Below are 25,959 nucleotides of genomic sequence, written 5' to 3'. Positions count from 1 at the left end.
ACAGGGGAGGAATGTCATGATCCGAGTTTGGGTGGCGTCGATCGCGTCGATCATCACGGCGGCGTCCGCCGGCGCGCAGACGCCGACCGCGCCCGCACCGGCGTGCGAGCTGCATGTCTGGCCGGCGGAGCGGTTCAACGCGCGCACCACCGGCTGGGGCGTCGGCTTCGGGCTGATCGGCGCGCTGGCCGATTCCGCCGGCCACGCCGATGGCGATGCCCAGCGCCGGACCAGTCTGTCCAGCGCGCTCGACAGTCCCGGCCAGACCGCGGCGCTCAACTCGCTCGCGCTCGCCGATCTGCTCAAGCAGCAGCCGGCGACCGTCATCCTGCACGATGCGCCGCTGGAGCGGCATAGCGTCAACGACATCAAGACCCGCCGCGCGACGTCCAGTTCCCCCTGCTATTCGGAGCTGATCGTCGCCGACGTCCTGTATCAGAAGGCGGCGATGTACGGCCGGTCGCTCAAGACGCTGTTCATTTACCGGCAGTTCGGCGACGCGCCGGAGGCGAAGCGCATCTACAAGAGCTGGGGCGGCAACGGCCTGAAGATATTCCCGCCCAAGCCGGGCGACGACATCCAGGCCGCCAATGACGAGCTGGTCAGCGTGTTCAAGGCGGATTTCGAGGAATTCGCCCGCAACGAGGTCGCCGCGCAGACGGCCACGCGCTGATCGCGGCACGGGGCGGGAGCCGAACGGCCCTGCCCCGCGTTTTTGCGCGATGATCCACACGCTCACCGTACTGACGCTCGATCTCGCGACCGCGATCGGTCTCTACTGGATCGCGGCCGGCATCGGGTTGCTCATCGCGCCGGCGCGGATGCGGGCGATGGTGGAGGAGCTCGAGTCCTCGCCGGGCCTCGTCTACGCGATCGGTCTCGGCGTGTTCGCGATCGGCACCGCGATCCTGATCCCGCACCATGTCCTGTACGATCCGCTGAGCGTGATCGTCACCGTCCTAGCTGCGGTCTTCGCGCTGGAAGGGTTGGTGTTGATCGCGCTTCCGGGTCTTCTGATTGCGCTCGCGCGACCCTTCCTCGCCCATGCGCGGTTATGGGCGATCGTATCGTTGGTCCTGGGGGTGCTGATGCTGCTTGCCGGCCTTACGGGACGCGCCGACGCATTGCCGTGAATGAGCCGGCGCGCGCCATTTGCCCTACCAGCCGAGGGTGACGCCGGCACGCCCTCAAGAGGGCGCTGACCTTGATCGGAATGTCGCCGATGCCGGACAGGCGGCCGTCGAAGTCGACATCATAGGTTCCGGTGAGCAGATATTGCCCCTGATAGGGCGTGGCCGTCTGGTTGACGATCGTCTGGGTTCGCGTCCCGTCGACCTTGAAGCCAGGGCAATAGCCGATCAGTTGCGGTGATCCGTAGCAAGGCCATTCGGTCAAGCCGGACCTCGTCGTGACCGTTTCCGTTCGTGCGGCCGGCGCGAGCAGTAGGGGCGCCGGCGATCACGCCGACGGGCTTCGTCTGAAAAGTCATTGATCCATCACCGTTTTTTTTTGCGCGACTCGCCCCATACGGCCGCGCGTTTCGGATGATGTCCGAGCGACCGGTCTTACGACAGGCTTTGACCCGCGCCGTCCGGGCGGATATGCGTGCAGCATCCCCGGGGGGCCGCTGTCGCGCGGCTGAGAGGTGGGCAGCAGCCCACGACCCGCTGAACCTGATCCGGCTCACACCGGCGTAGGGAGGGTCGAGCGGCACCCCCGTTTCGCCCTTCCGCTAGGAAGAGGAACCGAAACGATGGCCGATATTCCCGCCCGTACCGAACTCAAAGTCACCTCCGGTCCCATCCGTGGTAGCCGCAAGGTCCATGTCGGGGATCTGCGCGTCGCGATGCGCGAGATCGATCTGGAACCCTCGGCGGGCGAGCCGGCGGTGCGCGTCTACGACACGTCCGGGCCGTATTCCGACCCGAACGCGCGCATCGATATCATGGCGGGGCTGCCCGAACTGCGCCGTGACTGGATCCGCGGGCGCGGCGATGTCGAGGAGGTCGACCAGCGCGAGGTGCGGCCCGAGGATAACGGCCAGCTCGGCCCCGATCGCTCGGGCGGCGTGCCCACCTTCCCGCAGGTGCGGGGCCGCGTGCTGCGCGCGAAGCCGGGCATGAACGTCAGCCAGATGCACTATGCCCGGCGCGGCATCATCACGCCCGAGATGGAATATGTCGCGATCCGCGAGAATGCCGGCCGCGAGGCGCTGAAGGAGCAGCTGGCGCGCGACGGGCAGGATTTCGGCGCCGCCATCCCCGATTTCGTGACGCCCGAGTTCGTCCGCGACGAGGTGGCGCGCGGCCGGGCGATCATCCCCAACAACATCAACCACCCGGAAAGCGAGCCGATGGCAATCGGCCGCAACTTCCTCGTCAAGATCAACGCGAACATCGGCAATTCGGCGGTGGCGTCCGACGTCGCGAGCGAGGTCGACAAGATGGTGTGGGCGATCCGCTGGGGCGCGGACACGGTGATGGACCTCTCGACCGGTCGCAACATCCACGACACCCGCGAATGGATCCTGCGCAACTCGCCGGTGCCGATCGGCACCGTGCCGATCTACCAGGCGCTGGAAAAGGTCGGCGGCATCGCCGAGGATCTCACTTGGGAAATCTTCCGCGACACGCTGATCGAGCAGGCCGAGCAGGGGGTCGATTACTTCACCATCCACGCGGGCGTGCGCCTGCCCTACGTGCCCCTGACCGCCAGGCGCGTCACCGGCATCGTCTCGCGCGGCGGATCGATCATGGCGAAATGGTGCCTCGCGCACCACAAGGAGAGCTTCCTCTACGAGCGCTTCGACGAGATTACCGAGATCATGAAGGCCTATGACGTGGCCTATTCGCTCGGCGACGGCCTGCGTCCCGGCTCGATCGCCGACGCCAATGACGAGGCGCAGTTCGCCGAGCTGGCGACGCTCGGCGAGCTGACGAAGAAAGCGTGGGCGCAGGACGTGCAGGTGATGATCGAAGGCCCCGGCCACGTGCCGATGCACAAGATCAAGGCGAACATGGACAAGCAGCTGGAGGCGTGCGGCGAGGCGCCCTTCTACACGCTCGGGCCGCTCGTGACCGATATCGCGCCGGGTTACGACCATATCACTAGCGGCATCGGCGCCGCGATGATCGGCTGGTTCGGTACCGCGATGCTCTGCTACGTCACGCCCAAGGAGCATCTCGGCCTGCCCGATCGCGACGACGTGAAGGTCGGCGTCGTCACCTACAAGCTCGCCGCCCACGCTGCCGATCTGGCCAAGGGCCACCCGGCCGCCAAGGTGCGCGACGACGCGCTCAGCCGCGCCCGCTTCGAGTTCCGCTGGCGCGACCAGTTCAACCTGTCGCTGGATCCGGAAACGGCGGAATCGTACCACGACCAGACGCTGCCTGCGGAAGGCGCCAAGACCGCGCACTTCTGCTCGATGTGCGGCCCGAAATTCTGCTCGATGAAAATCACGCAGGAGGTGCGCGAGTTCGCCGCCAGGCAGAACAGCGAAGCGGACGATTTCCTCGCCGCTACCCCGGTGAGCGAAGGAGAGGCGGAAGCCGGGATGCGCGAAATGAGCCGCGTGTTCAAGGAGACGGGGAGCGAACTGTATATGGGCGCCGGCGGGCGGGAGCACGATTGAGGGGGTAACGAGGACGTTGCGTGGTCGCTGGGGGTTATCGTATCGCCGCTCCGCCACCTCCTAACGATCCATGGAGCATCTCCCCGTGAAGCGTCTCGCCGTCTATTGCGGCTCCGCCACCCCGAGCGATCCCCGCTACGTCGCCAGCGCGCGCGAAGTCGGGCGGGGGTTCGCCGAGCGCGGCATCGGCCTCGTCTATGGCGGCGGGCGGCTCGGGTTGATGGGGGCGGTGGCCGATGCCTGCCTGGAGGCGGGCGGCGAAGTGATCGGGGTGATCCCCTCCGCGCTGGTCGATGCCGAGGTGGCGCACAAGGGCTGCACCGAGCTGCACGTCGTCGAGACGATGCACCAGAGGAAGCAGGCCTTCACCGATCTGTCCGACGGCTTCGTCACCATCCCCGGCGGCACCGGCACGATGGACGAATTGTGGGAGGCGATGAGCTGGGCGCAGCTCGGCTACCACGGCAAGCCGGTCGGCCTGCTCAATGTCGCGGGCTTCTATGATGGGCTGCTGCAATTCTGGGCGAAGATGGGGGAGACCGGCTTCGTCCGCCCCCAGCATCGGAACATCCTGATCGCGTCCGACGATCTCGACGATCTGCTGGCAAGGATGGCGGCCTACGAACCCCATGCGACGATCTTCGCGATGAAGGCGGAGAATTTGTGATGGCGGATCGCGCGGCGCTCGTCGCGCACGCCCGCCGGACGATCGCGGCGGGATCGAAGAGCTTCGCCGCCGCCTCGCGCCTGTTCGATGCGCGCACCCGCGAGCGCGCGCAACTGCTCTACGCCTGGTGCCGCGCGTGTGACGACATCGCCGACGGGCAGGTGCTGGGCCATGGCGCGAGCGCGGTGCAGGATGCGACTGCGCGGCTTTCGCGGATGCGGATGCTGACAGCGAAGGCGCTGGCCGGGGAGGAGACGGGCGATCTCTCCTTCGATTGCCTCGGCGTGGTCGCGGCGGAAACGGGCCTGCCGCACCGCTATGCGCACGATCTGATCGACGGCTTCGCGCTCGACGCGCAGGAGTGGCGGCCGCGCTCGGAGGACGACCTGCTGCGCTACTGCTACCATGTCGCCGGCACGGTCGGCTGCATGATGGCGGTGGTGATGGGCGTGGCACCCGACGATGAGGCAGTGCTGGACCGTGCCTGCGATCTCGGCATCGCCTTCCAGCTCGCCAACATCGCACGCGACATCAGCGAGGATGACGTGATCGACCGCTGCTACCTGCCGGTCGAATGGCTGGTCGAGGTCGACATCCCGCCCGGCGAGCATATGAAGCCGCCCTTCCGCCCACGCCTCGCGGTGCTGGCACGGCGGCTGTCGGGCATGGCCGAACGCTACGAGGCCTCGGCGCGGACGGGGACGAAGGCATTGCCCTTCCGGTCGGCCTGGGCGGTGCTGGCGGCGGCGGGCATCTATGGCGACATCGCGCGCGAGGTCGCGGCGCGGGGGCCGCGCGCGTGGGATCGGCGGGTCACCACCTCCAACGCCGACAAGCTCGGCTGGGTCGTCACCGCCGGCTGGCAGGCGATGCGGCGCCGCTCCTTCCCCGATGCGTCGCGTGATGGGCTGTGGACGCGCGGCCCGGCAACGCTTTGAAACACACGGCGCGCGCGCAATCAGGCAGGGAACGGCGATGCGAATCGCTTCCCTTCTCCCGCTTGCCCTGCTCGCCGTCGCCGCGCCCGCCCGCGCGGAGATCGTGCCCGACGCCCATGTCTGGGTGAATCTCACCTCGATGGGCTCGCTGTCGGGCAAGCTCATCTATTTCGCCGAGATCCAGCCCCGCCTCTACGACAATAGCGAGCGGCTCGGTCAATTGCTGATCCGCCCGGCGATCGGCTGGCAGGTCAGCCCGAACCTCGCGCTCTATCAGGGCTATGCCCACATCGCGCAGCCGGTGAAGGGGGCGCGCGACATCAACGAGGAGCGCAGCTTCCAGCAGGCGACCTGGACGATCGGCAAGGTAGGGCGCGGCACGCTCTCCTCACGCACCCGCTTCGAGCAGCGCTGGCGGTCGGACGGGGCTGACATCGGCTTCCGGCTTCGCGAGATGCTGCGCTACGTCCACCCGCTGCACGCCAGCGGCAAGGGGCCTAAGGCGCTGGTCTACGCCGAGGCTTTCCTCGCCGCGAACGACACCGATTGGGGCGCGCGCAAGGGCTTCGACCAGCTGCGCAGCTTCGCCGGCCTCGAAATACCCGTTAAGGGCAGGACCACGGTCGAGGCCGGCTACCTGAACCAGCGGGTGAACATGACGGGCCGCCGCATCGGCGACAACCACGTCGTCTCGCTCAGCCTGTTCGTCCGACACTGACCGCCGGAGCGGATCAGTGTCCGCCGGCGATGAAGGTCGGGCCGCCGCCCTGGCCGAGCTGATAGTTCTTGCCGGCGCTCATCCGATCCACCGTATTGCGCATCTCGCGCTGATACTGCGCCCATTCGGCATTGGTGTGACAGGTCTTGACCGCGCCGAGCCGCGATCCGGTCACTTCTTCGGTGATGCACACGACCTTGTTGGGGTCGCTCGAACCCTTGCCGATGTCGGCGGTGGCGCGGCCGTTGCCGGTGGAGGCGACCTGCGCGGTCGCGGCCGACACGGTCAGGAGGCACGCGGCCCCCGCAATCACGAAGCTACGCATGGCTGTTCGTTCCTGAGAAATCCCCCGGCAACAAAGCTATGGCGCGTTGCCGAAACGGTCAAGCGCGCCGATCGAACACTGGCGCACGTACACCCACGCGCTCACGGCGGCGCAGTTCCGCCTTCAGCGCCTCCGGCCTGGGCGCGACGAGAAAGCCGAAGCTCACCGTGCCCTCCTTCGTCTCGACGACATGGTGGAGGCGGTGCGCCTGGACGATGCGCTTCATGTAGGTCGATCGCGGTACGTAGCGATGCGGCAGGCGCTTGTGCACGATCCAGTCGTGGAAGCCGAAATAGATGGCGCCATAGGCGGCTATGCCTGCGCCGATCCAGGTGCAGCCCGGCCACCAGCCCCAGCGTACCCCGCCCGCCAGCAGCAGGATCGACGGGCAGGCGAAGATCACTGCATAGAGATCGTTCAACTCGAACGGGCCGGTGCGCGCCCGGTGGTGGCTGGCGTGCAGGAACCAGCCCGGCCCGTGCATTACCCAGCGGTGCATCGCATAGGCGAAGCCCTCCATCGCCGCGACGGTCAGAACGAACAGGATTATGCCGGGTGCCACGCTCACCATGCCGATATAGGCGGGATCGATGCGTTCAGGAACCGCTCAGCCGCAGGAGCGCTGGACGCGGGACCATGAAACGCGCCGCCATCCTCTCCCTCGCCCTGCTCGCTGCCGCCTGCTCGACGATTTCGCCCGAGGCGCGGGTGCGCCAGAAGCTTGTCGATGCCGGCGTGCGCCCGGAAATGGCGCAGTGCATGGCGGGAAAGCTGGTCCGCAAGCTCAGTTATGACGAGCTGCATCAGCTCGGTCGCGTCGCCAAGCTGCCTGGCCAGCATCCTGGGCACATGAGTTTCGACGAGCTGGCTCAGCGGCTGCAGGCGCTGAACGATCCGCACATCGTCAGCGTTGTCACGCGAGTCGGGCTGGGTTGTGCGATCGCGGGCTGATGCCGCGCCTGCGAAATAGCGGGGTTGCCGCGCCTGCCATCGGGGATTAACGCGACCGGCAAACCTTTGGACCAGCGGAGTCGCCTTCCCATGAACATCCACGAATATCAGGCCAAGGAACTGCTCGCGAAGTTCGGTGTCGCGGTGCCCGCAGGCCATGCCGCGCTGAGCGTGGACGAGGCCGTTGCGGCCGCCGGCAAGCTGCCGGGGCCGCTCTACGTGGTGAAGGCGCAGATCCACGCCGGCGGCCGCGGCAAGGGCAAGTTCAAGGAACTGCCCGCCGATGCCAAGGGCGGTGTCCGCCTGACCAAGAGCCTCGACGAGGTGAAGGCCGCGGCGACCGAGATGCTCGGCAACACGCTCGTCACGGTGCAGACCGGCGAGCATGGCAAGCAGGTCAACCGCCTCTACGTTACCGACGGCGCCGATATCGACAAGGAATATTACCTGTCGATGCTGGTCGATCGCGCGACCGGCCGCATCGCCATGGTCGTCTCGACCGAGGGCGGCATGGACATCGAGGCGGTCGCCCACGACACGCCCGAGAAGATCCAGACCATCGTGATCGACCCGGCCGAGGGCTTCCAGCCGCACCACGGCCGCGCCGCCGCCTTCGCGCTGAAGCTGACCGGCGATCTCAACAAGCAGTGCGTCAAGCTGGTCGAGCAGCTCTACAACGCCTTCGTCGCCACCGACATGTCGATGCTGGAGATCAACCCGCTGGTCGAGACCAAGGACGGCAAGCTGCTCGTGCTTGACGCCAAGGTGAGCTTCGACTCGAACGCGCTGTTCCGCCACAAGGACATCCTCGAGCTGCGCGACATCACCGAGGAGGATCCGGCCGAGGTCGAGGCCTCCAAGTACGACCTCGCCTATATCAAGCTCGACGGCGACATCGGCTGCATGGTCAACGGTGCCGGCCTCGCCATGGCGACGATGGACATCATCAAGCTGAACGGCATGTTCCCCGCCAACTTCCTCGATGTCGGCGGCGGCGCCACCACCGAGAAGGTGACGGCGGCGTTCAAGATCATCCTCGCCGATCCGGCGGTGAAGGGCATCCTCGTCAACATCTTCGGCGGCATCATGCGCTGCGACATCATCGCCGAGGGCATCGTCACGGCGGCCAAGGAAGTGAACATCCAGGTGCCCCTGGTCGTTCGCCTCGAAGGCACCAATGTCGAGAAGGGCAAAGAGATCCTCGCCAATTCCGGCCTCGCCATCGTGCCCGCCGACGATCTGGGCGACGCCGCCAAGAAGATCGTCGCGGAGGTGAAGCAGGCGGCCTGATCCGCCCCTCTCCTTCGGGGGAGGTTCGCTTTACCTTTACGTCAAGGTAAGGTAGGGGCATCCCCAACAGGAGCCCCTGCCGCCTATTTTGAGAGGAGTGCGAAGGTGAAGATCCTAGTCCCGGTGAAGCGGGTGATCGACTATAACGTGAAGCCGCGCGTGAAGCTGGACGGCACCGGCGTCGATCTGGCGAACGTGAAGATGTCGATGAACCCGTTCGACGAGATCGCCGTCGAAGAGGCGATCCGCCTGAAGGAAAAGGGCGTCGCGACCGAGATCGTGGCGGTGTCGATCGGCGTCGCCAAGGCGCAGGAGACGCTGCGCACGGCGCTGGCGATGGGCGCCGACCGCGCCATTCTCGTCCAGACTGACGATGAAGTCGAGCCGCTGGCCGTCGCCAAGATCCTCAAGGCGATCGTGGACGAGGAGCAGCCGGGCCTGGTGATCCTCGGCAAGCAGGCGATCGACGACGACAGCAACCAGACCGGCCAGATGCTGGCGGCGCTGACCGGCCGTCCACAGGGCACCTTCGCCAACAAGCTGGAGGTCGAGGGTGACTCGGCCACCGTCACCCGCGAGGTCGACGGCGGCCTGGAGACGGTGAAGCTGGCGCTGCCGGCGATCATCACCACCGATCTGCGCCTCAACGAGCCGCGCTACGCCTCGCTGCCCAACATCATGAAGGCGAAGAGCAAGCCGCTCGCGAACAAGACCCCGGCCGATTACGGCGTCGACACCGCCGCCCGCCTGCAGACCCTCAAGGTCTCCGAGCCGCCCAAGCGCTCGGCCGGCGTGAAGGTGGCTGACGTCGATGAACTGGTCACGAAACTCAAGGCGCTGGGAGTGGCGGCATGAAGACGCTGGTTTGGGTCGAGCACGACAGCGGCGCCATCAAGGACGCCACCCTCTCCGCCGTCACCGCCGCCGCGAAGCTGGGCGAGGTGCATCTCCTCGTCGCCGGTTCGGGCGTGGGCGCGGTGGGTGACGCCGCCGCGAAGATCGCGGGCGTCGGCAAGGTGCATGTCGCCGACAACGCCGCCTACGATCATGTCCTGCCGGAAGCGATCGCGCCGCTGGTCGTGGAACTGATGGGCCATCACGACGCCTTCGTGGCGCCCGCCACCGCCAACGGCAAGAACATCGCGCCGCGCGTCGCCGCCCTGCTCGACGTCATGCAGATCAGCGATATTCTCTCGGTGGAAGGCGACAACACCTTCACGCGGCCGATCTACGCCGGCAACGCGATCGCGACGGTGAAGTCGTCGGACGCCAAGCTGGTGATCACGGTGCGCGGCACCGCCTTCGAGAAGGCCGCCCGCGAGGGTGGTTCGGGCAGTGTCGAGGCCGTATCGGGTGCGGGCGAGAATGCCGGTTCGTCGTTCGTCGGCGCCGAGATCTCCAAGTCGGAGCGTCCGGAGCTGACCTCGGCGAAGATCATCGTGTCTGGCGGCCGTGCTCTCCAGAACAGCGAGAACTTCCACGCGATCATCGAGCCGCTCGCCGACAAGCTGGGCGCGGGCGTCGGTGCGAGCCGCGCGGCGGTGGATGCGGGCTATGTGCCCAACGACTATCAGGTCGGCCAGACCGGCAAGATCGTGGCGCCGGAAGTCTATATCGCGGTCGGTATCTCGGGCGCGATCCAGCATCTCGCCGGCATGAAGGACAGCAAGACCATCATCGCCATCAACAAGGACGAGGACGCCCCCATCTTCCAGGTGGCGGACATCGGCCTGGTCGGTGATCTGTTCAAGGTCGTGCCGGAGCTCACCGAAAAGCTCTGATCCGGCCCAAACCGATCACCAAGGCCCCGCGACGCACCAGCGTCGCGGGGCTTTTCGTTTGTCGAGGCGTTGACCGCGCATGATCACCCGCAACCTCCGCATCACCGGCCGCGTGCAGGGCGTCTTCTATCGCGACTGGTTCGTCGAGCAGGCGCGCGGGATTGGAATCACCGGCTGGGTGCGCAATCGGGCGGACGGAAGTGTCGAGGCGGTGGTGTCAGGATCTTCCGAGATGATTGCGGCGGCGGTCGCGAAGGCGCGGCAAGGCTCGCCCGCCTCGCGGGTCGATGACGTCGTGGTGAGCGAGGTGGCGGAGGAGCTGTTCGATGCCTTCGGAAAGCGCCCGACTGTCTAGGCCGTCTCGCGCAGGACGATGAAGGCGGTCAGCATCACCGACACATCGAGCGCGGCGTGGAGCGCGATCGCCGGCCAGAGCGATCCGCCGACCACATAGAGCGCGCCCAGCCCCGCGCCGACGACCGACGTCATCATCACGCCGGTCTTGCCCTGATAGGCGTGGGCGATTCCGAAGATCGCGGCCGTCCCGGCGATCTGCCATCCCCATGGCAGCCAGTGACCGAGATAGGCCATCAGATAACCGCGATAGGCGATCTCCTCGCACAGCCCGGCTGCGAGCGAGACGGCGAGGCCCCAGCAAAGCTGCTCGACGGTTCGCGGCAGGAACGGCGCGAGCTTCGTCATCTGGCGTGCGAACGTGCGGCCAATTGGCGGGACCAGCGCCAGCAGCGGACGCGCCGCAAGACCGATCCCCGCGCCGATCGCCAGCGCCATCGCGAAGTCTCCGCCGTCGCTCGTGACCGGCCGCGTGGCGAACAGCGCGGCAAGCGGGCGGGCGGTGATCCACCAGATCAGCAGGGGCAACCCGGCCAGCGCCACCTGCCACAGCAGCGTGGTGCGATATTCGATGACCAGCGCGCGCCCGCCGATCCGCTCGCGCCGGGCGAGGAACCGGCGATAGGCGATGGTGCCGACGATCGGCATGACCAGCAGCAGGATGCCGACCACGTAGAGATGATCGGCCCAGATCGGTGTCATCGCGCGCTCCACCGCAGCACCGCGTAGCCCGCCACCGCCGACAGCATCGACCCCGCCAGCACGCCGATCTTCACTTCTTCGATCAGCAGCGGATCGGTGAAGGCCAGGCCGCCGATGAACAGACTCATCGTGAACCCGATGCCGGCGAGCAACGCCACGCCGTAAAGCTGCATCCAGCCCGCGCCCTCCGGCTTCTGCGCCCAGCCGAAGGCGACGGCGCCGCGGATCGCGCCGAACACGCCGATCTGCTTGCCGAGGAACAGGCCGAGCATCACCGCCAGCGGCAGCGGTGCCCAGAGCGGCGCATCGCCCAGCGCGACGCCGGCATTGGCGAAGGCGAACACCGGCAGGATCGCGTAGCTCACCCAGGGCGACAGCGCGTGCTCCAGCTTGGCGAGCGGGCAGTCGTCATCGTCGTCGCGGTCGCCGAGCGGCACGAACAGGGCGGCGACCACGCCCGCCACCGTCGCGTGGACACCTGATTTCAGCACCGCCGCCCACAGCAGCAGAGCGAGCGCTGCATAAGGCCACAGCGCGCGGATACCCTTGCGGTTGAGCAGCCAGAGCAGCACGAGCAGCACCGCCGCCGCGGCCAGTGCGTGCCAGTTCAGCCCGCTCGTATAAGCGAGCGCGATGATCGCCACCGCGCCGATATCGTCGACGATCGCCACCGTCGTCAGGAAAAGTTTGAGTGAGGCCGGCGCCCTCGACCCGAGAAGCGCCAGCACCCCGATCGCGAAGGCGATGTCGGTCGCGGCCGGAATCGCCCAGCCATGAAGGTAGGCGGGATCGCCCCGGATCACCCCGACATAGACAAGCGCGGGCAGGATCATGCCCGCCGCCGCCGCGATTACGGGCAGCCGCCGCGCGGCCGGGGTCGAGAGATCGCCCGCCACCACCTCGCGCTTCACCTCCAGCCCCACGAACAGGAAGAAGACGGCCATCAGCCCGTCGTTGATCCAGTGCTGGACGCCCATCGGCCCGATCTTCGCGTGCAGCATATGCTCGTAGGCGGGGCCGAGCGGCGAATTGGCGACGATCAGCGCGAGGGCGGCGGCGGCCATCAGCACCAGTCCCGGCGCGGCCTCGCCCGACAGATGGTCGCGCACCGCGAGGAAGGACTTGGTCAGGACGCGGCGTGGCTTGCGGAGCATGGCCCCTTGTGGCGGTTCGGTGCCGCCGGTTTCAAGGAAAACCGGTCAGAGCTTCGCGATCGTCGCCATGGCCGCGTGGGGCGCGCGGACCTTCGCGCCGCTGATGTAGAAGAGAAAGACGTCGCGCGGCACGGGTGGCGGCAGGTCATCGGGCGCGGCGAGGGGGAAGGCATCGCCCGTTTCGCCCTTCGCCCAGCCTTTCGCGACATCCACCCAGCCGTCGATCTCGGGCGCGGGGTAGCCGGCCACCTCCTCCTCGCGCGTCATCATCAGGCGGGCATAGGAGACGGGGCCGCTGGCATCGCCGATCTGCGGATATTCGTCCGAATGGGTGTGGACGATCGAGACGCCGTGCGCGCGGCACAAAGCCACGAACTCCGGCACGCGGAAGCTCTCGTGCCGCACATCGACGACATGGCGGAGCGGCAGCCCGTCGCGCGAGGATGGCAGCAATGCGAGGAAGGCGCCGAAGTCGGCCGCGTCGAACTTCTTGGTGGTGGCGAACTGCCAGAGGATCGGGCCGAGGTGATCGCCCAGCTCTGTGATGCCCTGGCCGACGAAGCGCTCGATCGATTCGCCCGCGTCCGCCAGCACCTTGCGATTGGTGCAGAAGCGCGAGGCCTTGAGGCTGAACACGAAGCCGTCGGGCACGGCGGCCGCCCATTTGGCGAAGGTGGCGGGTTTCTGGCTGGAATAATAGGTGCCGTTCACCTCGATCGCGGTGAGCTTGCCGGCCGCATAGTCCAGCTCCTTCGTCTTGGGCCATTTCTCGGGAAAGAAAGTCCCGCGCCAAGGCTCGAAGGTCCAGCCGCCTATGCCGACCCGGATGGTGCCATGCTTGCTCATGCCCGGCACTTTGCGCGCGGGCGGAGGCGGCGTCCAGCGCGATGGCCGGCGGCGCCCGCGAAAGGCGCCGCCGGCGAACCGGTCACTGCTTGACGATGGTGGCGCTGGCCGGGGTCAGCACCGCGCCGCCCGGTGCGACGGCGGTGGTGACCGCAGGCGTCGCGACCGGAGCCGTCGGTGCCGGTGTCGCGACCGCCGGGGTCGCCGTCACGGGCGCGGCGACAACCTCCGGTTGAACGGGAGTAACTGGAGCGAGAGCGACGAGAATCGGTTCCTTGGTTGCACCTTTCCACTCGCTTCCCTGCGTGGCGGTAGCACTATGGCCAGTGATGAACGGCGACGCGATCCAGACGGTGGCGACTGCGGCCACCGTTGCGCCGGTATTGCCTTGCCCTTCGATGCGATAATGGCCGGACAGCGCGATGGTGCGCTGGCCGAGTTGCACGTCGATGATGTCGAATTCCATCTTGGCGCTCTTGCCGAACGCGCCCTTGCCGGTGCGGTAGCTGATCTGTCCGTGGCCGTGCGTGCCGCGTGGAATCACCACATAATCGCCCAGCATGACGTCGCGTGAGACGGTGACGTCGAACTTGTCGCCCTGCTTCATGCGCTTCGAATCCATGGGCATGTCGAGCGAGACCCATACATCGCTGTTGCTCGGCAGCGCCGAGCCGTTCTGCACCACGGTCTTCTGCACCGTGAGGACCGGCGCCACCGTTGCGGTCACCGGCGTCGCCGCCACCTGCGCCGTCGCCGGCATGGCGACGACCATTGCGCCCAGAAGAGCGCATCCACCCCTGATCATTGTGAAACCCCCGTTTCGTCGCGCCATGATCGGCGCGCGGCGACCATGGCGGAGCCGGGCGGCGCGTCAAGCGGGTTCATGGTCTAACCGGTTAGGATCGCGTCCGAATTGGCGCGACGGCTCCATATCGGGATGCGGCCTTGGTCGTATCGCCATCATGGTTGAAACGATTGGCTAAGATTCATCGGCGCATATTTCCGGCACGATCGAAAAGTCGCTCGCGGCAGGGAGCCGAAGCCGATGCGTTACGGTCATCGCCAGTGCCGGAAAACCGGGCGGATCGCGGCCGATCCGGCCGCCGCATGTGCCGCCTTGCGGGCTTCGCCATGGCCCCCCAGGCGTCCGCCGAAGCCCGCCTCGTGGTTAGGAATTATCAATAATTCGCCGTTAATCCTTGGCCATCACCGAACGGATGCAAGACCATGAACCATCTCGAAAACATGATGCTGGATCGCCTGAAGCGCGGTCGTGACGAATTCGGCGTCGTCGCCGTCAAGGCGGAGTTCGAGGCGGAGGGCACGCGTCCGGACGAGCTGCTGCGCCTGCTCGACATGGCGCGCCGCGCGGACCTGAAGGTCGCGCTGAAGATCGGCGGCTGCGAGGCGGTGTCCGATCTCTTGGCGAGCCGGCTCTACGGCATCGACTATATCATCGCGCCGATGGTGGAGACGCCCTACGCGCTCTCCAAATTCATCGACGCCAAGAAGAAGACCCACGGCACCAACGAGGACGGCACCCAGTTCCTCTACAATCTCGAGACCGAGACCACGCTGCAGAACCTCGAGGAGATGGTTCCGGTGGCGAAGGGCGGCGTCGATGGCATCGTCTTCGGCCGCGTCGACTTCACGCTGTCGCGCGGTATGCCGCGCGGCGCGATCAACGAGCCTTCGATCACCGACGCTGTGCTGCGCGTGGCGCTGACCTGCGCGCTCAACGATCTGGAGCTGGTGGTCGGCGGTTCGGTGTCGGTGGACGCCATCCCGGCGCTGCGCGCGATCCGCGCCATCCGCCTCGATCGCTTCGAGACGCGCAAGGTGATCTTCTCGGGCGCCGCGCTCGATACCAACAAGATCGAGGCCGGCATCGCCAACGCCGTGGACTTCGAGCTCGACTGGCTGCGCAACAAGCGCGACTATTACGGTTCGATCTCCCAAGAGGACGCGACGCGCATCGCCATGATGGAAGCGCGCACCCGCGCGCCCGTCTCGCTCGTTTCCGCCGCCTAGCCAGCGCCACGTTATGACGGGGGGAGCGTGGCGATGCCTGGTGTTCGGCGCGACCGGCGCGATCGGCGGTACGGTCGTCGATCACGCAACCCGCGCCGGATGGGCGGTGACGGCGGTGACGCGGGGCGCGATCCCCGCAGAGGCCGGCTCCGCCGAATGGCTCCGCTACGATCCGATCGATGATGCGGACGGTGTCGCGCTGGACGGGCTGGCCCCGTTCGATGCGGTGTGCTGGGCACAGGGCGCCAACCTCGCCGATTCGCTCAAGGATTTCGACATGGCCCGCCATGTCGCGCTCTACCAGGCCAATTGCCTGACGGTGATGGCGTCGGCCGCCGCGCTGCTGCGGCGCGGTCTGCTCTGCGCCAAGGGTGCGCGCCTCGCGATCGTCAGCTCGATCTGGCAGGAGCGCGCGCGGCAGGACAAATTCTCCTACGCCGTCACCAAGGCGGCGGTCGGCGGCATCGTCCGCGCGGCGAGCGTCGATCTCGGCAGCGACGGCCATCTCGTCAACGGCGTGCTGCCCGGCGTGCTCGACACGCCGATGACCCGCGCCAACCTCTCGGCGGACCAGATCGCGACGGTGACGGGCAAGTCCACCCTCGGCCGCCTGCCCGATCTGGCGACGCTGGCCGAGACGATCCTCTTCCTCTGCTCGCCCGCCAACAACAGCATCACCGGCCAATCGATCGCCGTCGATCTGGGAATGTCCAATGCCCACCTCCTTTAGCGTTTCCGCCTCGACCGGCGCCTACGATGTCGCGATCGGGCCGGGTTCGCTCGCCGCCGTACTGGCCGACACGCGCGATCAGGTGGTGATCGCCGATGCCTTCTTCGCCGATCGGCTCGCTGCCGCCGGGATCGACGCGATCCTGATCGACGCGAACGAGGAGGCGAAGTCGCTCGACCGCGTCTCGGACCTGATCGTGGCGCTGCGTGAACGCGGCGCGACGCGCGGTACCCGGCTGGTCGCGATCGGCGGCGGCGTGGTGCAGGATGCGGCGGCCTTCGTCGCCTCGATCTACATGCGCGGGATCGACTGGGTGTATGTGCCCACAACCCTGCTCAGCATGGCGGACAGCTGCATCGGCGGCAAAAGCTCGATCAATGTTGGGCGCTTCAAGAATATCGTCGGCACCTTCCACCCGCCGGTGACGGTGCAGGTCGACGCCACGCTGACCGACAAGCTCTCCGCCGAACAAAAGGCGGAAGGGTTGTGCGAGGCGGCGAAGATCTGCCTGTGCCACGGCCCCGATCGCTTCGCCGATTATCTGGCGCTGGCGCCCTCGGCGATGTCCGGAGCGGCGACGCTGGAACGGGTTTCGGAACTGACGCTGCGAACCAAGACCTGGTTCATCGAGATCGACGAGTTCGATCGCGCCGAGCGGCTGCTGCTCAATTTCGGCCACACCTTCGGCCACGCGATCGAGGCGGCGAGCGACTTTGCGGTCAGCCATGGCCTCGCCGTCGGGCTGGGAATGCTGGCCGCGCTGGAGCTGGGGCGGCTGCAGGGGCGCGATCCGATGCCGGTCGGGCACGTCGCCGCCTTCGCGGCGCATATCCGCGGCCTGCTCGCCACCGTGCCCGACCTAGCCGATCGCCTGTCGGGCGTGACGATCGACGCCTTCTTCGCCGCCTTCGAATCGGACAAGAAGCACAGCCGGACCGCCTATGCCGCGATCGTCGTCACGCCCGAGGGGCGCGTCGAGCGCGTGATGCTGCCGCGCGACGCGGCGTCGGTGGCGCTGATCCGGGGCGCCTTCGCCGCCATCCTCGAAGCGTCGGTCGCGGCGCGCGCGGCGGCCTGAGGCACACGCATGTCCGATCGCCCCGAGATTTCGGTCGTCATTCCCTGCTTCAACGAGGAGGAGAATGTCCGCGCCATCCACGCCGCCGTGGCGGCGGAGCTGGTGCTGCACGCGGCCTCGCACGAGATCATCTTCATCGACAACGGATCGACCGACGCGACGCGCGCCCTGCTGGCCGCGCTGTGCGCCGAGGATCCGGCGGTGCGGGTGATCCTCAACAACCGCAATTACGGCCAGATGCGATCGCCGACCCACGGCATCTATCAGGCGGCGGGCCGGGCGGTGATCGCCATGTGCTGCGACTTTCAGGATCCGCCCGCGCTGATCGGCGAAATGATCCGCCAATGGCGCGCGGGCGCGCAGATCGTGCTCGGTCAGCGTCGTTCGGAGCCGGCGCCGTGGCTGCACCGCATGGTACGCGACGCGGGCTACGGTTTCCTCGCGCGCCATGGTGACTATCCGGTGCTGCGCGACGTGACCGGTTTCGGCCTGTTCGACCGCGAGGTGGTGGACATGCTGGCGACGTGGCGCGAGCCGGAGCCGTTCTTTCGCGGGATGCTGGTCGAAAGCGGCTACCGCATCGCGCTCCTGCCCTTCGATCGGCCCGCGCGGCAGGCGGGCGAATCCAAGAACAACGTCCGCACCCTGTTGGCCTTCGCGCTGTCCGGCCTCGCGGGATCGGCCAAGTCGCTGCTGCGGCTGCCGTTGATCCTGTCGGTTTATGCCGGGCTTCTGACGGCGCTGCTCGCGATCGCGACGATCGTCTGCCTGCTGGTGGGGGCCAGTGCGCTGTTTCTCGGCCTGGCGACGCTGCAGATCGGGCTGTTCGCGGTCCTGCTGCTGTTCCTCGGCCTGATGGGCGATCAGGTGCGCCTCATCGCGGAGCGCACGCGCAACGTGCCGCTGGTGATCGAGGAGCAAAGGATCAACTTCCCGGCGGATCGCCAGCGGCCGGTGCGATGACCGGCTGGCGTTTCGCCGACGATCTCGACGCGATCGTGACCGGCCTCGACTGGTCAGGCCTGAAGGGTGCGCGCCTGTTCGTCACTGGCGGCACCGGCTTCATCGGCCGCTGGATGCTGGAGGGGCTGCGCGAGGCGGACCTGCGGCTGGGCCTCGGCTGCGATGTGACGATCCTCACCCGCGATCCGGCCGCCTTTGCCGCGAAGGCGCCGCACCTCGCCGCGCATCCAGCGTTTCGCTTCGTCACCGGCGACGTGTTGAACATGGCGGCGGATGGCGCGCGCTACACCCACATCCTTCACGCCGCCACCGACGCCAGCGCCGCACTCAACGAGCACGATCCGCGCCGCATGTTCGAAACGGTGGTCGACGGCACGCGCCGCGCGCTCGACTTCGCAGTGGCGAGCAAAGCGGATCGGGTGCTGCTCTTCAGCTCGGGCGCGGTTTATGGCGCGCAGCCGTGGGAGCTGACCCATGTCGGCGAGGATTGGCGCGGCGGCCCCGATCCGCTCGATCCGCGTTCGGCCTATGGAGAGGGCAAGCGGGCGGCCGAGATGCTGGGCGCGATCATGGCCAGGCAGTTCGGGCTGGACATCGTCACCGCGCGCATCTTCACCTTGCTTGGGCCGCTGCTCTCGCTCGACATCCATTTCGCCGCGGGCAACTTCATTCGCGACGCGCTGGCCGGGCGGACGATCACCGTGCAGGGCGCGGGCACGGCGGTGCGTTCCTACCTCTACACAACCGATCTGGTCCGCTGGCTGTGGGCGATCCTGCTGCATGGGCAGGGGGGCAAAGCCTACAATGTCGGATCGGAAGAGGCCGTCTCGATCGCCGAACTGGCGACGCGGGTGAGCGCGGTGCTGGGCGGCGGCGCGCCGGAGATCCTCGGCCGGCCCGATCCGGGCTGGAACCCCGGCCGCTACGTGCCCTCGACCGAACGCGCGCGGACGGAGCTGGGGCTTGAATCGACAATCGGCCTCGACGAGGCCATTCGCCGCACGGCGATCTGGAACGGGTGGCAGGGATGACGACGGTGAAGCTTTCGGACTGGGTGGCGGAGCGGATCGCCACGCATGGCATAAGCGACGTGTTCATGATCACGGGCGGCGGGGCGATGCACCTCAACCACTCGCTCGGCACGCACCCGGCGCTCAAGACCACCTTCGCGCATCACGAGCAGGCGCTGACGATGGCGGCGGAGGCCTATTACCGGCTGACCAACCGGCTGGCCGTGGTCAACGTCACCACCGGCCCCGGCGGCACCAACGCGATCACCGGCGTCTACGGCGCGTACGTCGATTCGATCGGCATGGTCGTGATCTCCGGCCAGGTGAAGATCGAGACGACGGTGCGCTCCACCGGCCTGCCGCTGCGCCAGCTCGGCGACCAGGAGATCGACATCGAGCCGATGATCCGCCCGGTCACCAAATATGCGGTGATGGTCACCGATCCGCGATCGATCCGCTATCATCTGGAGAAGGCGCTGTATCTGGCGACCAGCGGGCGGCCTGGCCCGGTCTGGCTCGACATCCCGCTCGACGTCCAGTCCGCCCGGATCGACCCGGACGATCTGCTCCCCGGCTTCGACCCCGCCGAGCTGGACGAGCCGTGGACGCACACCGATTTCGATGCGGTGGCGAAGGACGTCATCGCGAAACTCAAGCAGGCGAAGTGCCCGGTTGTGTTCGCCGGCGGCGGCGTTCGGCTGAGCGGCGCGCACGAGCAGTTCCTCCAGCTGATCGACCGGCTCGGCGTGCCCGTGGTCACCGGCTGGAACGCGCACGACGTGCTGTGGAACGCGCACCCGCTCTATGCCGGCAAGCCCGGCACGATCGGCGACCGCGCGGGCAATATGGTGACGCAGAGCGCGGATTTCCTGCTGATCCTCGGCAGCCGGCTCAACATCCGGCAGGTCAGCTACAATTGGAAGACCTTCGCGCGCGAGGCGTACAAGGTATGGGTCGACATCGATCCGATCGAGCTGCGCAAGCCGACGGTGGTGCCGGACATGCCGATCGTCGCCGATCTCAAGGATTTCATCCCCGCCTTGCTCGCCCAGCCTCATGACGGGCCGAGCGCCGAGCAGGCCGAATGGCTCGAATGGTCGCGCGAGCGCGTCCGTCGCTTCCCGGTGGTGCTGCCCGAATTTCGCGAGAGCGAGATCTGCAACCCCTACGTCGCCATGGAGAGCCTGTTCGCCGCGCTCGACGAGGACGAGGTGGTCGTCACCGGCAACGGCAGCGCCTGCGTCGTCAGCTTCCAGGCGGGCGAGATCAAGCGCGGCCAGCGGCTGTGGACCAACTCCGGCTGCGCCTCGATGGGCTACGATCTGCCCGCCGCGATCGGCGCCTCGGTGGCGCTCGGGCCGGACAGGCGGGTGATCGCGATCGCCGGCGACGGCAGCATCATGATGAATCTGCAGGAGCTGCAGACGATCGCGGGCAACGCCCTGCCGGTGAAGATCTTCCTCATCAACAACAGCGGCTACGTCTCGATCTTCCAGACCCAGCGCAACTTCTTCAACGGGCAGGAGGTCGGCGGCGGGCCGAAGAGCAACGTCACCTTCCCGCAGTTTGGGCGGATCGCGGCGGCGTTCGGCCTGGCCTATGCGCGCGCCGGCAACCACGCCGAGCTGGCCGATGCGATCCGCGCTACGCTGGAGGTGGACGGGCCGGCGCTCTGTGAGATCATGGTCGACGAGAACGCGCCCTTCTCGCCCAAGCTCTCGGCCAAGGTGCATCCCGACGGCCGCATCACCTCGCCCGCGCTGGAGGACCTTTCGCCGTTCCTGCCGCGCGAGGTGTTGCGCGAGAATATGCGCGTGGAGCTGCTCGACGAATGAGCCGCGGATTCGCCCTGCGCGCGGACAGCGGCACGACCGGCGGCACCGAGCGATCGGCCCGCTTCGTCGTGGTCGGCGGGGTCAACACGCTCGTCGGCCTCGGCGTCTATCCGCTGCTGCTCTGGGCGCTGCGCCCGGCCGGCGTCGGCTATATGGGCGCGCTGCTGATCTCGCAGGCCGTCTGCCTGGTCTTCGCCTACACCACGCAGAAGCTGTTCGTGTTCGGCACGCGCGGCAACATCGCGCGCGAGTTCGTGCGCTTCGCTTCTTATTATCTTGGCATCTATGCGCTGAACTGGGTCGCCCTGCCGTTTCTGGTCGAGATCGTCGGCATCCGGCCGATCGTCGCCCAGCTCGGTTTCACGATTCTCACCGTGATCGGCAGCTACATCTTCCATAGCCGGCTGACATTTCGCGGCGGGACGGCATAAAGGGCGTCTTGACGCCATCGGACGGGTATTCAATCGAATGAGCATCGCAGCGGAATCTCGCGAGTCCATGATCGACCAGCTCGCGGAGGGCCTCGGCCGCGACGAGCTGCGCCAGCTCATCGTCGATCTCGCCGGCCGCTTCGCGCGCGAGCATCACGCGCCCCGCCCGTTCGTGCCGGGCGAGAGCAATGTCGCGGTGTCAGGCAAGGTGGTGGGCGAGCCGGAGCTGCGCTCGCTGGTCGATTCCTCGCTGGACCTGTGGCTCACCACCGGCCGCTTCAACGATGAGTTCGAGGCGAAGCTGGCGTCCTACATCGGCATACAGGATCTGCTGACGACCAATTCCGGCTCGTCCGCCAACCTGCTCGCGCTCTCCTCGCTCACCTCGCATTATTTCCGCAGCGAGGCGCTGGTGCCGGGCGACGAGGTCATCACCGTCGCCACCGGCTTCCCGACCACGGTCAATCCGTCGCTGCAATACGGGCTGGTGCCGGTGTTCGTCGACGTCGACATCCCGACCTACAACATCAAGCCCGAGATGATCGAGGCGGCGGTCACCGACCGCACCCGCGCGATCATGATCGCCCACACGCTCGGCAATCCCTTCGATCTCGCCGAGGTGATGCGCGTCGCCGAGAAATACGATCTCTGGGTGGTCGAGGATTGCTGCGATGCGCTCGGTGCCACCTATGACGGCCAGCATGTCGGCACTTTCGGCGACATCGGCACTTTGAGCTTCTACCCCGCCCACCACATCACTACCGGCGAGGGCGGCGCGGTCTTCACCGACAAGCCGCGCCTGCGCCGCGTGATCGAATCGATGCGCGACTGGGGCCGCGACTGCTGGTGTGCGCCGGGGCAGGACAACACCTGCGGCAAGCGCTTCGCCCGCAAGCTCGGCGACCTGCCGATGGGCTACGACCACAAATATACCTACAGCCACGCCGGCTATAACCTGAAGATCACCGACATGCAGGCGGCGGTGGGACTGGCCCAGCTCGACCGGATCGACGGCTTCGTCGCCGCGCGGCGCAGCAACTTCGCCAAGCTGACCGAGCTTCTGACCCCGTTCGAGGATGTGCTGATCCTGCCGAAAGCCACGTCGCGCAGCGATCCGTCGTGGTTCGGCTTCCCGATCACGATCCGCCCCGACGCCCCCTTCACCCGCGACGAGCTGGTCCACTGGCTGGAGGCGCACCGCATCGCCACGCGCCTGCTGTTCGGCGGCAACCTGATCCGCCAGCCCTATATGCGTCGCCGCGACTTCCGCGTGGTGGGCGAACTGGCCAATGCCGATCTGGTGACCACCAACTGCTTCTGGATCGGCGTCTTCCCCGGCCTCACCGACGACCACCTGCACTATATGGCCGAGACGATCGACGCCTTCCTGAAGGGCGGCCGGGTCTAACCCGCGACGGGCGAGGCCATCCGTGCGCGATAGGCGGCGATCTGGCCGAGCGTGAGGTCGCGCGGGTCCGCCCCGGCGCCGGCCTGCTTGTGCCAGTCGACGATCCAGTCGAGCGCGGTGTCCAGCGTCAGCGCCGGCCGCCAGCCGAGCGCCGCGCGCGCCTTCGAGCAGTCGAGGCGGAGCAGCCCCGCCTCGTGCGGCACCGGCCCGTGGTGCGGGCTAGCCTCATGCGTGCCGCCCCACGCCGCGCGCATCGTGTCGACGATCCACCCGACCGGGCGTGCGTCATCGTCGGAGGGGCCGAAATTCCACGCATCGGCGAAGGCGGCCTCGCCCGCGATCAGCCGTTCGGCGATCAGCAAATAGCCGCCCAGCGCCTCCAGCACATGCTGCCATGGCCGCACCGCGTCCGGCGAGCGGATCACCGGCGCCTCGCCTGCCTCGAACGCACGGACCAGATCGGGCACCAGCCGGTCGAGTGCCCAGTCGCCGCCGCCGATCACGTTGCCGGCGCGCACCGAGGCGAGCAGGGTGCCGCCCTCCGCCGGGAAGTAGGAACGCCGATACGCCGCGATCGCCAGCTCGGCGGCGCCCTTGCTGCTGCTGTAGGGATCGTACCCGCCCATCGGGTCGGTCTCGCGATAGGGCCAGACCCATTCGCGATTCTCGTAGCATTTGTCGGTGGTGATGCAGACCAGCGCGCCCACGCCGCCGACCTGCCGCGCCGCCTCCATGACGTGCACCGTGCCCATCACGTTGGTGGCATAGGTTTGGACCGGCTGCTCGTAGGAGAGGCGGACCAAAGGCTGCGCGGCGAGGTGGAAGACCACCTCCGGCCTCACCCGCGCCATCGTGGCGTGGACGGTCGCATAATCGCGAATGTCGCCCTCTTCGTGGTCGACCAGTTTGGCGATGCGGGCGGCGTCGAACAGGCTCGGATCGGTCGGCGGCGCGAGCGCGAGGCCGCTCACCTCGGCGCCCATCGCGTGCAGCCACAGCGACAGCCAGCTCCCCTTGAAGCCGGTATGGCCGGTGACGAGGACGCGGCGGCCGCGCCAGTTCATGCTCACCAGACCTTCCACGGCGCTTCGCCGCTCGCCCACAGCCGCTCCAGCAGCTGCTTGTCGCGCAGTGTGTCCATCGGCTGCCAGAAGCCTTCGTGGCGATAGGCGACCAGATCGCGCGCGGCGGCAAGGCGTTCCAGCGGCTCCTGTTCCCACAGGGTGTCGGGGTTATCGACCAGATCGAGCACCGACGGGTCCGCCACGAAGAAGCCGCCGTTGATCAGGCCGCCGTCGCCCGAGGGCTTCTCGCGGAAGCTGGTGACGAGATCCTCGTCGAACTCCAGCGCGCCGAAGCGGCCGGGCGGGGCCACCGCCGTGATCGTGGCGCGCTTGCCGTGGCTGGCGTGGAAGGCGACCAGCTTGCTGACGTCGATGTCGGCCACGCCGTCGCCATAGGTGAAGCAGAAGGGCGAGTCCGGCTTCAGATGGTGGCGGATCGCCTTCAGGCGCCCGCCGGTCTGCGTCTCGGCGCCGGTATCGACCAGCGTGATCCGCCACGGCTCGCTGCCCGCGCGATGAACCTCGATGTCGTTGCGGGCGAGGTCGATCGTCACGTCGGCGGTGTGGAGGAAGTAGTTGGCGAAGAACTCCTTGATCACATAGCCCTTGTAGCCGAGGCAGATGATGAAGTCGGTGATGCCGGCGCGATCGTAGATCTTCAGGATGTGCCACAGGATCGGCATCCCGCCGATCTCGACCATCGGCTTGGGACGGATCGCGGTTTCCTCGCCGATGCGGGTGCCGAGGCCGCCCGCCAAAATCACTGCCTGCATGTACGCTCCCCGCTTCGCCCCGCGACTGGACCACGATTAGGGGCGGCGCGATGGACGGGCAAGCTCAGCCCGCCTGCGCCATCGCCACGACGTCGATCGGGCGATTGTCTCGCCGAAGCTCGGTGGTGACGCTGGCGCCCTTGCCGCCGCTCCGCCCGACCGCCTCGCCCTGCGCGACATGCTGGCCGGCCTTCACCGAGACATCGGCAAGGCCGGTGAGTGTCGTCGTCCAGCCGCCGCCATGATCGATGATCACCACCTGGCCATAGCTGCGAAAAGGTCTGGCGAAGACGATGGTGCCGGCGGCGGGCGCCACGACCTCGGCATCGGCGGCGGGCGATACGGTCAACCCGCGCGATCGCACGCCGGCGGGCGACACCTCGCCATAGCCGGTCGCGACATCGCCGGAGACGGGCAGGCGGTAGCGGCCGGTCTCGCCGCGCTCGGGCATCGCATCGTCGCCATTGTCGTCGGGCCGCATGTCGGGGCCGGGCAGGCGGGCGAGGTGCGCGCGGACGTCGCCCGCATCCTCCGCACTCTGCATCCGGTCGGCGGCGTCGCGTGCCTCCTCGCCCAGGCCGAGTGCACGCTGCTGTTCGTCGGCGGCCTGCTCGGCGAGGCGCTGCGACTTGCGGATCGCGGTCTGTTCGAGGCTGGCGAGTTGCTGCTGGCGCTGGCCGAGCAATTTGCGGCTGGCATCCAGCGCCGCGATCGCGCGCTCGGCATCGGACCTGAGCTGGGTCTGCTTGTCGAGATCGGCGCGCAGACCGGCGGTGCGCGCCTGGATGACCGGCAACGTGTCGGCGAGCAGCAGGCGGACGTGGACGATGTCGTCGATCGATCCGGGCTGGGCGATGGCCAGCGCCGGGGGGCGGCGGGCCATGGTCTGCAGCGCGGCGGTGAGATGCAGGATCGGCCCCTGTCTGTCGGCGATCTTCCCCCGCGCGACCTGCTGGAGCGAGGCGATCAGCCGGATGCGCGCCTGCGCGGCGATGATGTCGGACTGGGCGGCCTGCACCTGCAGCGCGAGCGACTGTGCCTTGGCGCGCGCGCGCGCCGCCTCGTTGCCGGCATCCTCGGCCGCCTGATCGAGCGCCGCGGCGCGCGCCTCGGCATCGGCGGCCGCCTGCTTGGCGGCGACGAGCGCAACCTTGGCATCGTCGAGGCCGGGGGCCTGGGCGGGGGCAGGGGCGGCGAGCATCAGGAGGGGGACGAGGAGCAATCTCCGCCAGATCCTACCGTTCGCACTGAGCGAAGTCGAAGTGCGGGCTGCAGGCGT

The 25,959-nt window shown here is 67.7% G+C and carries 29 protein-coding genes and 1 riboswitch; of the genes, 19 read left to right on the top strand and 10 right to left on the bottom strand.

The genetic code is table 11. The annotated features are described in order from the left end of the window. The first annotated feature begins 16 nt into the window (after positions 1-16). Together QGN17_RS14520 and QGN17_RS14515 are read left to right on the top strand one after the other, a co-directional pair. Positions 17-673 carry a hypothetical protein gene (locus QGN17_RS14520; RefSeq protein WP_281045313.1) on the top strand — a complete coding sequence of 219 codons (657 nt, stop codon included), beginning with the start codon at positions 17-19 and terminating at the stop codon, positions 671-673. A gap of 49 nt (positions 674-722) precedes the next feature. Then, the gene (locus QGN17_RS14515; RefSeq protein ID WP_281045312.1) at positions 723-1,133 is read left to right on the top strand and encodes a DUF2065 family protein; all 411 of its coding nucleotides are present in this window, start codon (positions 723-725) and stop codon (positions 1,131-1,133) included. On the opposite strand, the gene QGN17_RS14510 is transcribed toward QGN17_RS14515, so the two are convergent. After that, positions 1,105-1,395, bottom strand: coding sequence for a hypothetical protein (locus QGN17_RS14510; RefSeq protein WP_281045311.1), 291 nt, complete (start codon positions 1,393-1,395; stop codon positions 1,105-1,107). The genes QGN17_RS14515 and QGN17_RS14510 overlap by 29 nt on opposite strands. Positions 1,396-1,607: 212 nt before the next feature. Beyond that, positions 1,608-1,717, top strand: a riboswitch (TPP riboswitch). Between the two features lie 36 nt (positions 1,718-1,753). Here QGN17_RS14510 and thiC point away from each other — a divergent pair. The 4 genes from thiC (at position 1,754) to QGN17_RS14490 (ending at position 5,954) form a co-directional block, all read left to right on the top strand. Beyond that, complete coding sequence (gene thiC, locus QGN17_RS14505) at positions 1,754-3,631, top strand: phosphomethylpyrimidine synthase ThiC (protein ID WP_281045310.1); 1,878 nt, start codon at positions 1,754-1,756, stop codon at positions 3,629-3,631. Positions 3,632-3,716: 85 nt separating this feature from the next. After that, entirely contained in the window at positions 3,717-4,298 is a 582-nt protein-coding gene (locus tag QGN17_RS14500) for an LOG family protein (RefSeq protein ID WP_281045309.1), read from the top strand. After that, positions 4,298-5,236, top strand: a complete 939-nt coding sequence (locus QGN17_RS14495) for a phytoene/squalene synthase family protein (protein WP_281045308.1) — start codon at positions 4,298-4,300, stop codon at positions 5,234-5,236. Before QGN17_RS14500 ends, QGN17_RS14495 begins: the two co-directional genes overlap by 1 nt. Before the next feature lie 37 nt (positions 5,237-5,273). After that, positions 5,274-5,954 (top strand): DUF2490 domain-containing protein, encoded by a 681-nt coding sequence (locus QGN17_RS14490; RefSeq protein WP_281045306.1) that lies wholly within the window; start codon positions 5,274-5,276, stop codon positions 5,952-5,954. Positions 5,955-5,967: 13 nt separating this feature from the next. Here the strand turns inward: QGN17_RS14490 and QGN17_RS14485 are convergent, their stop codons facing one another. Both QGN17_RS14485 and QGN17_RS14480 read right to left on the bottom strand, forming a co-directional pair. Then, a complete protein-coding gene (locus QGN17_RS14485; RefSeq protein ID WP_281045305.1) occupies positions 5,968-6,279 on the bottom strand; it encodes a hypothetical protein in 312 nt (103 codons plus the stop codon). 58 nt (positions 6,280-6,337) lie between these two features. Then, the gene (locus QGN17_RS14480; RefSeq protein ID WP_281045304.1) at positions 6,338-6,850 is read right to left on the bottom strand and encodes a sterol desaturase family protein; all 513 of its coding nucleotides are present in this window, start codon (positions 6,848-6,850) and stop codon (positions 6,338-6,340) included. A 65-nt stretch (positions 6,851-6,915) separates the two neighbouring features. On the opposite strand from QGN17_RS14480, the gene QGN17_RS14475 reads away from it, so the two are divergent. The 5 genes from QGN17_RS14475 to QGN17_RS14455 all read left to right on the top strand — a co-directional run bounded on the left by QGN17_RS14475 (position 6,916) and on the right by QGN17_RS14455 (position 10,656). Further along, on the top strand, positions 6,916-7,230 hold the full coding sequence (locus QGN17_RS14475) for a hypothetical protein (protein WP_022692779.1): 315 nt from the start codon (positions 6,916-6,918) through the stop codon (positions 7,228-7,230). 90 nt (positions 7,231-7,320) lie between these two features. Next, positions 7,321-8,520, top strand: a complete 1,200-nt coding sequence (gene sucC / locus QGN17_RS14470; RefSeq protein ID WP_281045303.1) for an ADP-forming succinate--CoA ligase subunit beta — start codon at positions 7,321-7,323, stop codon at positions 8,518-8,520. A 105-nt stretch (positions 8,521-8,625) separates the two neighbouring features. Continuing rightward, complete coding sequence (locus tag QGN17_RS14465) at positions 8,626-9,375, top strand: electron transfer flavoprotein subunit beta/FixA family protein (protein ID WP_281045302.1); 750 nt, start codon at positions 8,626-8,628, stop codon at positions 9,373-9,375. After that, a complete protein-coding gene (locus QGN17_RS14460) occupies positions 9,372-10,301 on the top strand; it encodes an electron transfer flavoprotein subunit alpha/FixB family protein (protein WP_281045300.1) in 930 nt (309 codons plus the stop codon). The genes QGN17_RS14465 and QGN17_RS14460 overlap by 4 nt, the downstream gene beginning before the upstream one ends. A gap of 79 nt (positions 10,302-10,380) precedes the next feature. After that, positions 10,381-10,656, top strand: a complete 276-nt coding sequence (locus tag QGN17_RS14455; protein WP_281045299.1) for an acylphosphatase — start codon at positions 10,381-10,383, stop codon at positions 10,654-10,656. Here the strand turns inward: QGN17_RS14455 and QGN17_RS14450 are convergent. From QGN17_RS14450 to QGN17_RS14435, 4 genes are all read right to left on the bottom strand, one after another. Next, positions 10,653-11,357 carry a CPBP family intramembrane glutamic endopeptidase gene (locus tag QGN17_RS14450; RefSeq protein ID WP_281045298.1) on the bottom strand — a complete coding sequence of 235 codons (705 nt, stop codon included), beginning with the start codon at positions 11,355-11,357 and terminating at the stop codon, positions 10,653-10,655. The two genes, QGN17_RS14455 and QGN17_RS14450, sit on opposite strands and share 4 nt — an antisense overlap. After that, positions 11,354-12,511: a Na+/H+ antiporter NhaA gene (gene nhaA / locus QGN17_RS14445; RefSeq protein WP_281045297.1), complete on the bottom strand. Its 1,158-nt coding sequence runs from the start codon at positions 12,509-12,511 to the stop codon at positions 11,354-11,356. The genes QGN17_RS14450 and nhaA overlap by 4 nt, the downstream gene beginning before the upstream one ends. Before the next feature lie 45 nt (positions 12,512-12,556). After that, on the bottom strand, positions 12,557-13,357 hold the full coding sequence (locus QGN17_RS14440; protein ID WP_281045296.1) for a DUF72 domain-containing protein: 801 nt from the start codon (positions 13,355-13,357) through the stop codon (positions 12,557-12,559). A gap of 82 nt (positions 13,358-13,439) precedes the next feature. Continuing rightward, positions 13,440-14,129 (bottom strand): hypothetical protein, encoded by a 690-nt coding sequence (locus QGN17_RS14435; protein ID WP_281045294.1) that lies wholly within the window; start codon positions 14,127-14,129, stop codon positions 13,440-13,442. Between the two features lie 455 nt (positions 14,130-14,584). Here QGN17_RS14435 and QGN17_RS14430 point away from each other — a divergent pair, with 455 nt between their 5' ends. From QGN17_RS14430 to rfbH, 8 genes are all read left to right on the top strand, one after another. Further along, positions 14,585-15,388 carry an aldolase/citrate lyase family protein gene (locus tag QGN17_RS14430; RefSeq protein ID WP_281045293.1) on the top strand — a complete coding sequence of 268 codons (804 nt, stop codon included), beginning with the start codon at positions 14,585-14,587 and terminating at the stop codon, positions 15,386-15,388. A 40-nt stretch (positions 15,389-15,428) separates the two neighbouring features. Next, the gene (locus QGN17_RS14425; protein ID WP_281045291.1) at positions 15,429-16,118 is read left to right on the top strand and encodes an SDR family NAD(P)-dependent oxidoreductase; all 690 of its coding nucleotides are present in this window, start codon (positions 15,429-15,431) and stop codon (positions 16,116-16,118) included. Then, positions 16,102-17,196, top strand: coding sequence for a 3-dehydroquinate synthase (locus QGN17_RS14420; protein ID WP_281045290.1), 1,095 nt, complete (start codon positions 16,102-16,104; stop codon positions 17,194-17,196). The genes QGN17_RS14425 and QGN17_RS14420 overlap by 17 nt, the downstream gene beginning before the upstream one ends. 9 nt (positions 17,197-17,205) lie before the next feature. Next, a complete protein-coding gene (locus tag QGN17_RS14415) occupies positions 17,206-18,159 on the top strand; it encodes a glycosyltransferase family 2 protein (RefSeq protein ID WP_281045289.1) in 954 nt (317 codons plus the stop codon). Next, a complete protein-coding gene (locus QGN17_RS14410; RefSeq protein WP_281045288.1) occupies positions 18,156-19,190 on the top strand; it encodes an NAD-dependent epimerase/dehydratase family protein in 1,035 nt (344 codons plus the stop codon). The genes QGN17_RS14415 and QGN17_RS14410 overlap by 4 nt, the downstream gene beginning before the upstream one ends. Beyond that, on the top strand, positions 19,187-21,004 hold the full coding sequence (locus tag QGN17_RS14405) for a thiamine pyrophosphate-binding protein (protein ID WP_281045287.1): 1,818 nt from the start codon (positions 19,187-19,189) through the stop codon (positions 21,002-21,004). The genes QGN17_RS14410 and QGN17_RS14405 overlap by 4 nt, the downstream gene beginning before the upstream one ends. Next, the gene (locus tag QGN17_RS14400) at positions 21,001-21,435 is read left to right on the top strand and encodes a GtrA family protein (RefSeq protein ID WP_281045285.1); all 435 of its coding nucleotides are present in this window, start codon (positions 21,001-21,003) and stop codon (positions 21,433-21,435) included. Before QGN17_RS14405 ends, QGN17_RS14400 begins: the two co-directional genes overlap by 4 nt. A 67-nt stretch (positions 21,436-21,502) precedes the next feature. Further along, positions 21,503-22,843, top strand: coding sequence for a lipopolysaccharide biosynthesis protein RfbH (gene rfbH / locus QGN17_RS14395; protein WP_281045284.1), 1,341 nt, complete (start codon positions 21,503-21,505; stop codon positions 22,841-22,843). Here rfbH and rfbG read toward each other — a convergent pair. The 3 genes from rfbG to QGN17_RS14380 all read right to left on the bottom strand — a co-directional run bounded on the left by rfbG (position 22,840) and on the right by QGN17_RS14380 (position 25,881). Continuing rightward, positions 22,840-23,925: a CDP-glucose 4,6-dehydratase gene (rfbG, locus tag QGN17_RS14390; RefSeq protein WP_281045283.1), complete on the bottom strand. Its 1,086-nt coding sequence runs from the start codon at positions 23,923-23,925 to the stop codon at positions 22,840-22,842. The two genes, rfbH and rfbG, sit on opposite strands and share 4 nt — an antisense overlap. Further along, complete coding sequence (gene rfbF / locus QGN17_RS14385) at positions 23,910-24,680, bottom strand: glucose-1-phosphate cytidylyltransferase (protein ID WP_281045282.1); 771 nt, start codon at positions 24,678-24,680, stop codon at positions 23,910-23,912. Before rfbF ends, rfbG begins: the two co-directional genes overlap by 16 nt. A 64-nt stretch (positions 24,681-24,744) precedes the next feature. Further along, the gene (locus tag QGN17_RS14380) at positions 24,745-25,881 is read right to left on the bottom strand and encodes a murein hydrolase activator EnvC family protein (protein ID WP_281045281.1); all 1,137 of its coding nucleotides are present in this window, start codon (positions 25,879-25,881) and stop codon (positions 24,745-24,747) included. Positions 25,882-25,959 lie beyond the last annotated feature (78 nt).

It is taken from the genome of Sphingomonas oryzagri, from assembly GCF_029906645.1.
Lineage (GTDB): Bacteria > Pseudomonadota > Alphaproteobacteria > Sphingomonadales > Sphingomonadaceae > Solisphingomonas > Solisphingomonas oryzagri.
The sequence above is the reverse complement of the archived record's forward strand: the minus strand, read 5'-3'. Positions and strand labels throughout refer to the sequence as shown.

Excerpts from the sequence above, each read along its gene's own strand:
- QGN17_RS14520 (WP_281045313.1), top strand. The coding sequence starts at position 17 with ATGATCCGAGTTTGGGTGGCGTCGATCGCGTCGATCATCACGGCGGCG.
- QGN17_RS14515 (WP_281045312.1), top strand. The coding sequence starts at position 723 with ATGATCCACACGCTCACCGTACTGACGCTCGATCTCGCGACCGCGATC.
- thiC (WP_281045310.1), top strand. The coding sequence starts at position 1,754 with ATGGCCGATATTCCCGCCCGTACCGAACTCAAAGTCACCTCCGGTCCC.
- QGN17_RS14495 (WP_281045308.1), top strand. The coding sequence starts at position 4,298 with ATGGCGGATCGCGCGGCGCTCGTCGCGCACGCCCGCCGGACGATCGCG.
- QGN17_RS14490 (WP_281045306.1), top strand. The coding sequence starts at position 5,274 with ATGCGAATCGCTTCCCTTCTCCCGCTTGCCCTGCTCGCCGTCGCCGCG.
- QGN17_RS14485 (WP_281045305.1), bottom strand. The coding sequence starts at position 6,279 with ATGCGTAGCTTCGTGATTGCGGGGGCCGCGTGCCTCCTGACCGTGTCG.
- QGN17_RS14480 (WP_281045304.1), bottom strand. The coding sequence starts at position 6,850 with ATGGTGAGCGTGGCACCCGGCATAATCCTGTTCGTTCTGACCGTCGCG.
- QGN17_RS14475 (WP_022692779.1), top strand. The coding sequence starts at position 6,916 with ATGAAACGCGCCGCCATCCTCTCCCTCGCCCTGCTCGCTGCCGCCTGC.
- sucC (WP_281045303.1), top strand. The coding sequence starts at position 7,321 with ATGAACATCCACGAATATCAGGCCAAGGAACTGCTCGCGAAGTTCGGT.
- QGN17_RS14460 (WP_281045300.1), top strand. The coding sequence starts at position 9,372 with ATGAAGACGCTGGTTTGGGTCGAGCACGACAGCGGCGCCATCAAGGAC.
- QGN17_RS14455 (WP_281045299.1), top strand. The coding sequence starts at position 10,381 with ATGATCACCCGCAACCTCCGCATCACCGGCCGCGTGCAGGGCGTCTTC.
- QGN17_RS14450 (WP_281045298.1), bottom strand. The coding sequence starts at position 11,357 with ATGACACCGATCTGGGCCGATCATCTCTACGTGGTCGGCATCCTGCTG.
- nhaA (WP_281045297.1), bottom strand. The coding sequence starts at position 12,511 with ATGCTCCGCAAGCCACGCCGCGTCCTGACCAAGTCCTTCCTCGCGGTG.
- QGN17_RS14440 (WP_281045296.1), bottom strand. The coding sequence starts at position 13,357 with ATGAGCAAGCATGGCACCATCCGGGTCGGCATAGGCGGCTGGACCTTC.
- QGN17_RS14435 (WP_281045294.1), bottom strand. The coding sequence starts at position 14,129 with ATGGTCGTCGCCATGCCGGCGACGGCGCAGGTGGCGGCGACGCCGGTG.
- QGN17_RS14430 (WP_281045293.1), top strand. The coding sequence starts at position 14,585 with ATGAACCATCTCGAAAACATGATGCTGGATCGCCTGAAGCGCGGTCGT.
- QGN17_RS14420 (WP_281045290.1), top strand. The coding sequence starts at position 16,102 with ATGCCCACCTCCTTTAGCGTTTCCGCCTCGACCGGCGCCTACGATGTC.
- QGN17_RS14415 (WP_281045289.1), top strand. The coding sequence starts at position 17,206 with ATGTCCGATCGCCCCGAGATTTCGGTCGTCATTCCCTGCTTCAACGAG.
- QGN17_RS14410 (WP_281045288.1), top strand. The coding sequence starts at position 18,156 with ATGACCGGCTGGCGTTTCGCCGACGATCTCGACGCGATCGTGACCGGC.
- QGN17_RS14405 (WP_281045287.1), top strand. The coding sequence starts at position 19,187 with ATGACGACGGTGAAGCTTTCGGACTGGGTGGCGGAGCGGATCGCCACG.
- QGN17_RS14400 (WP_281045285.1), top strand. The coding sequence starts at position 21,001 with ATGAGCCGCGGATTCGCCCTGCGCGCGGACAGCGGCACGACCGGCGGC.
- rfbH (WP_281045284.1), top strand. The coding sequence starts at position 21,503 with ATGATCGACCAGCTCGCGGAGGGCCTCGGCCGCGACGAGCTGCGCCAG.
- rfbF (WP_281045282.1), bottom strand. The coding sequence starts at position 24,680 with ATGCAGGCAGTGATTTTGGCGGGCGGCCTCGGCACCCGCATCGGCGAG.
- QGN17_RS14380 (WP_281045281.1), bottom strand. The coding sequence starts at position 25,881 with ATGCTCGCCGCCCCTGCCCCCGCCCAGGCCCCCGGCCTCGACGATGCC.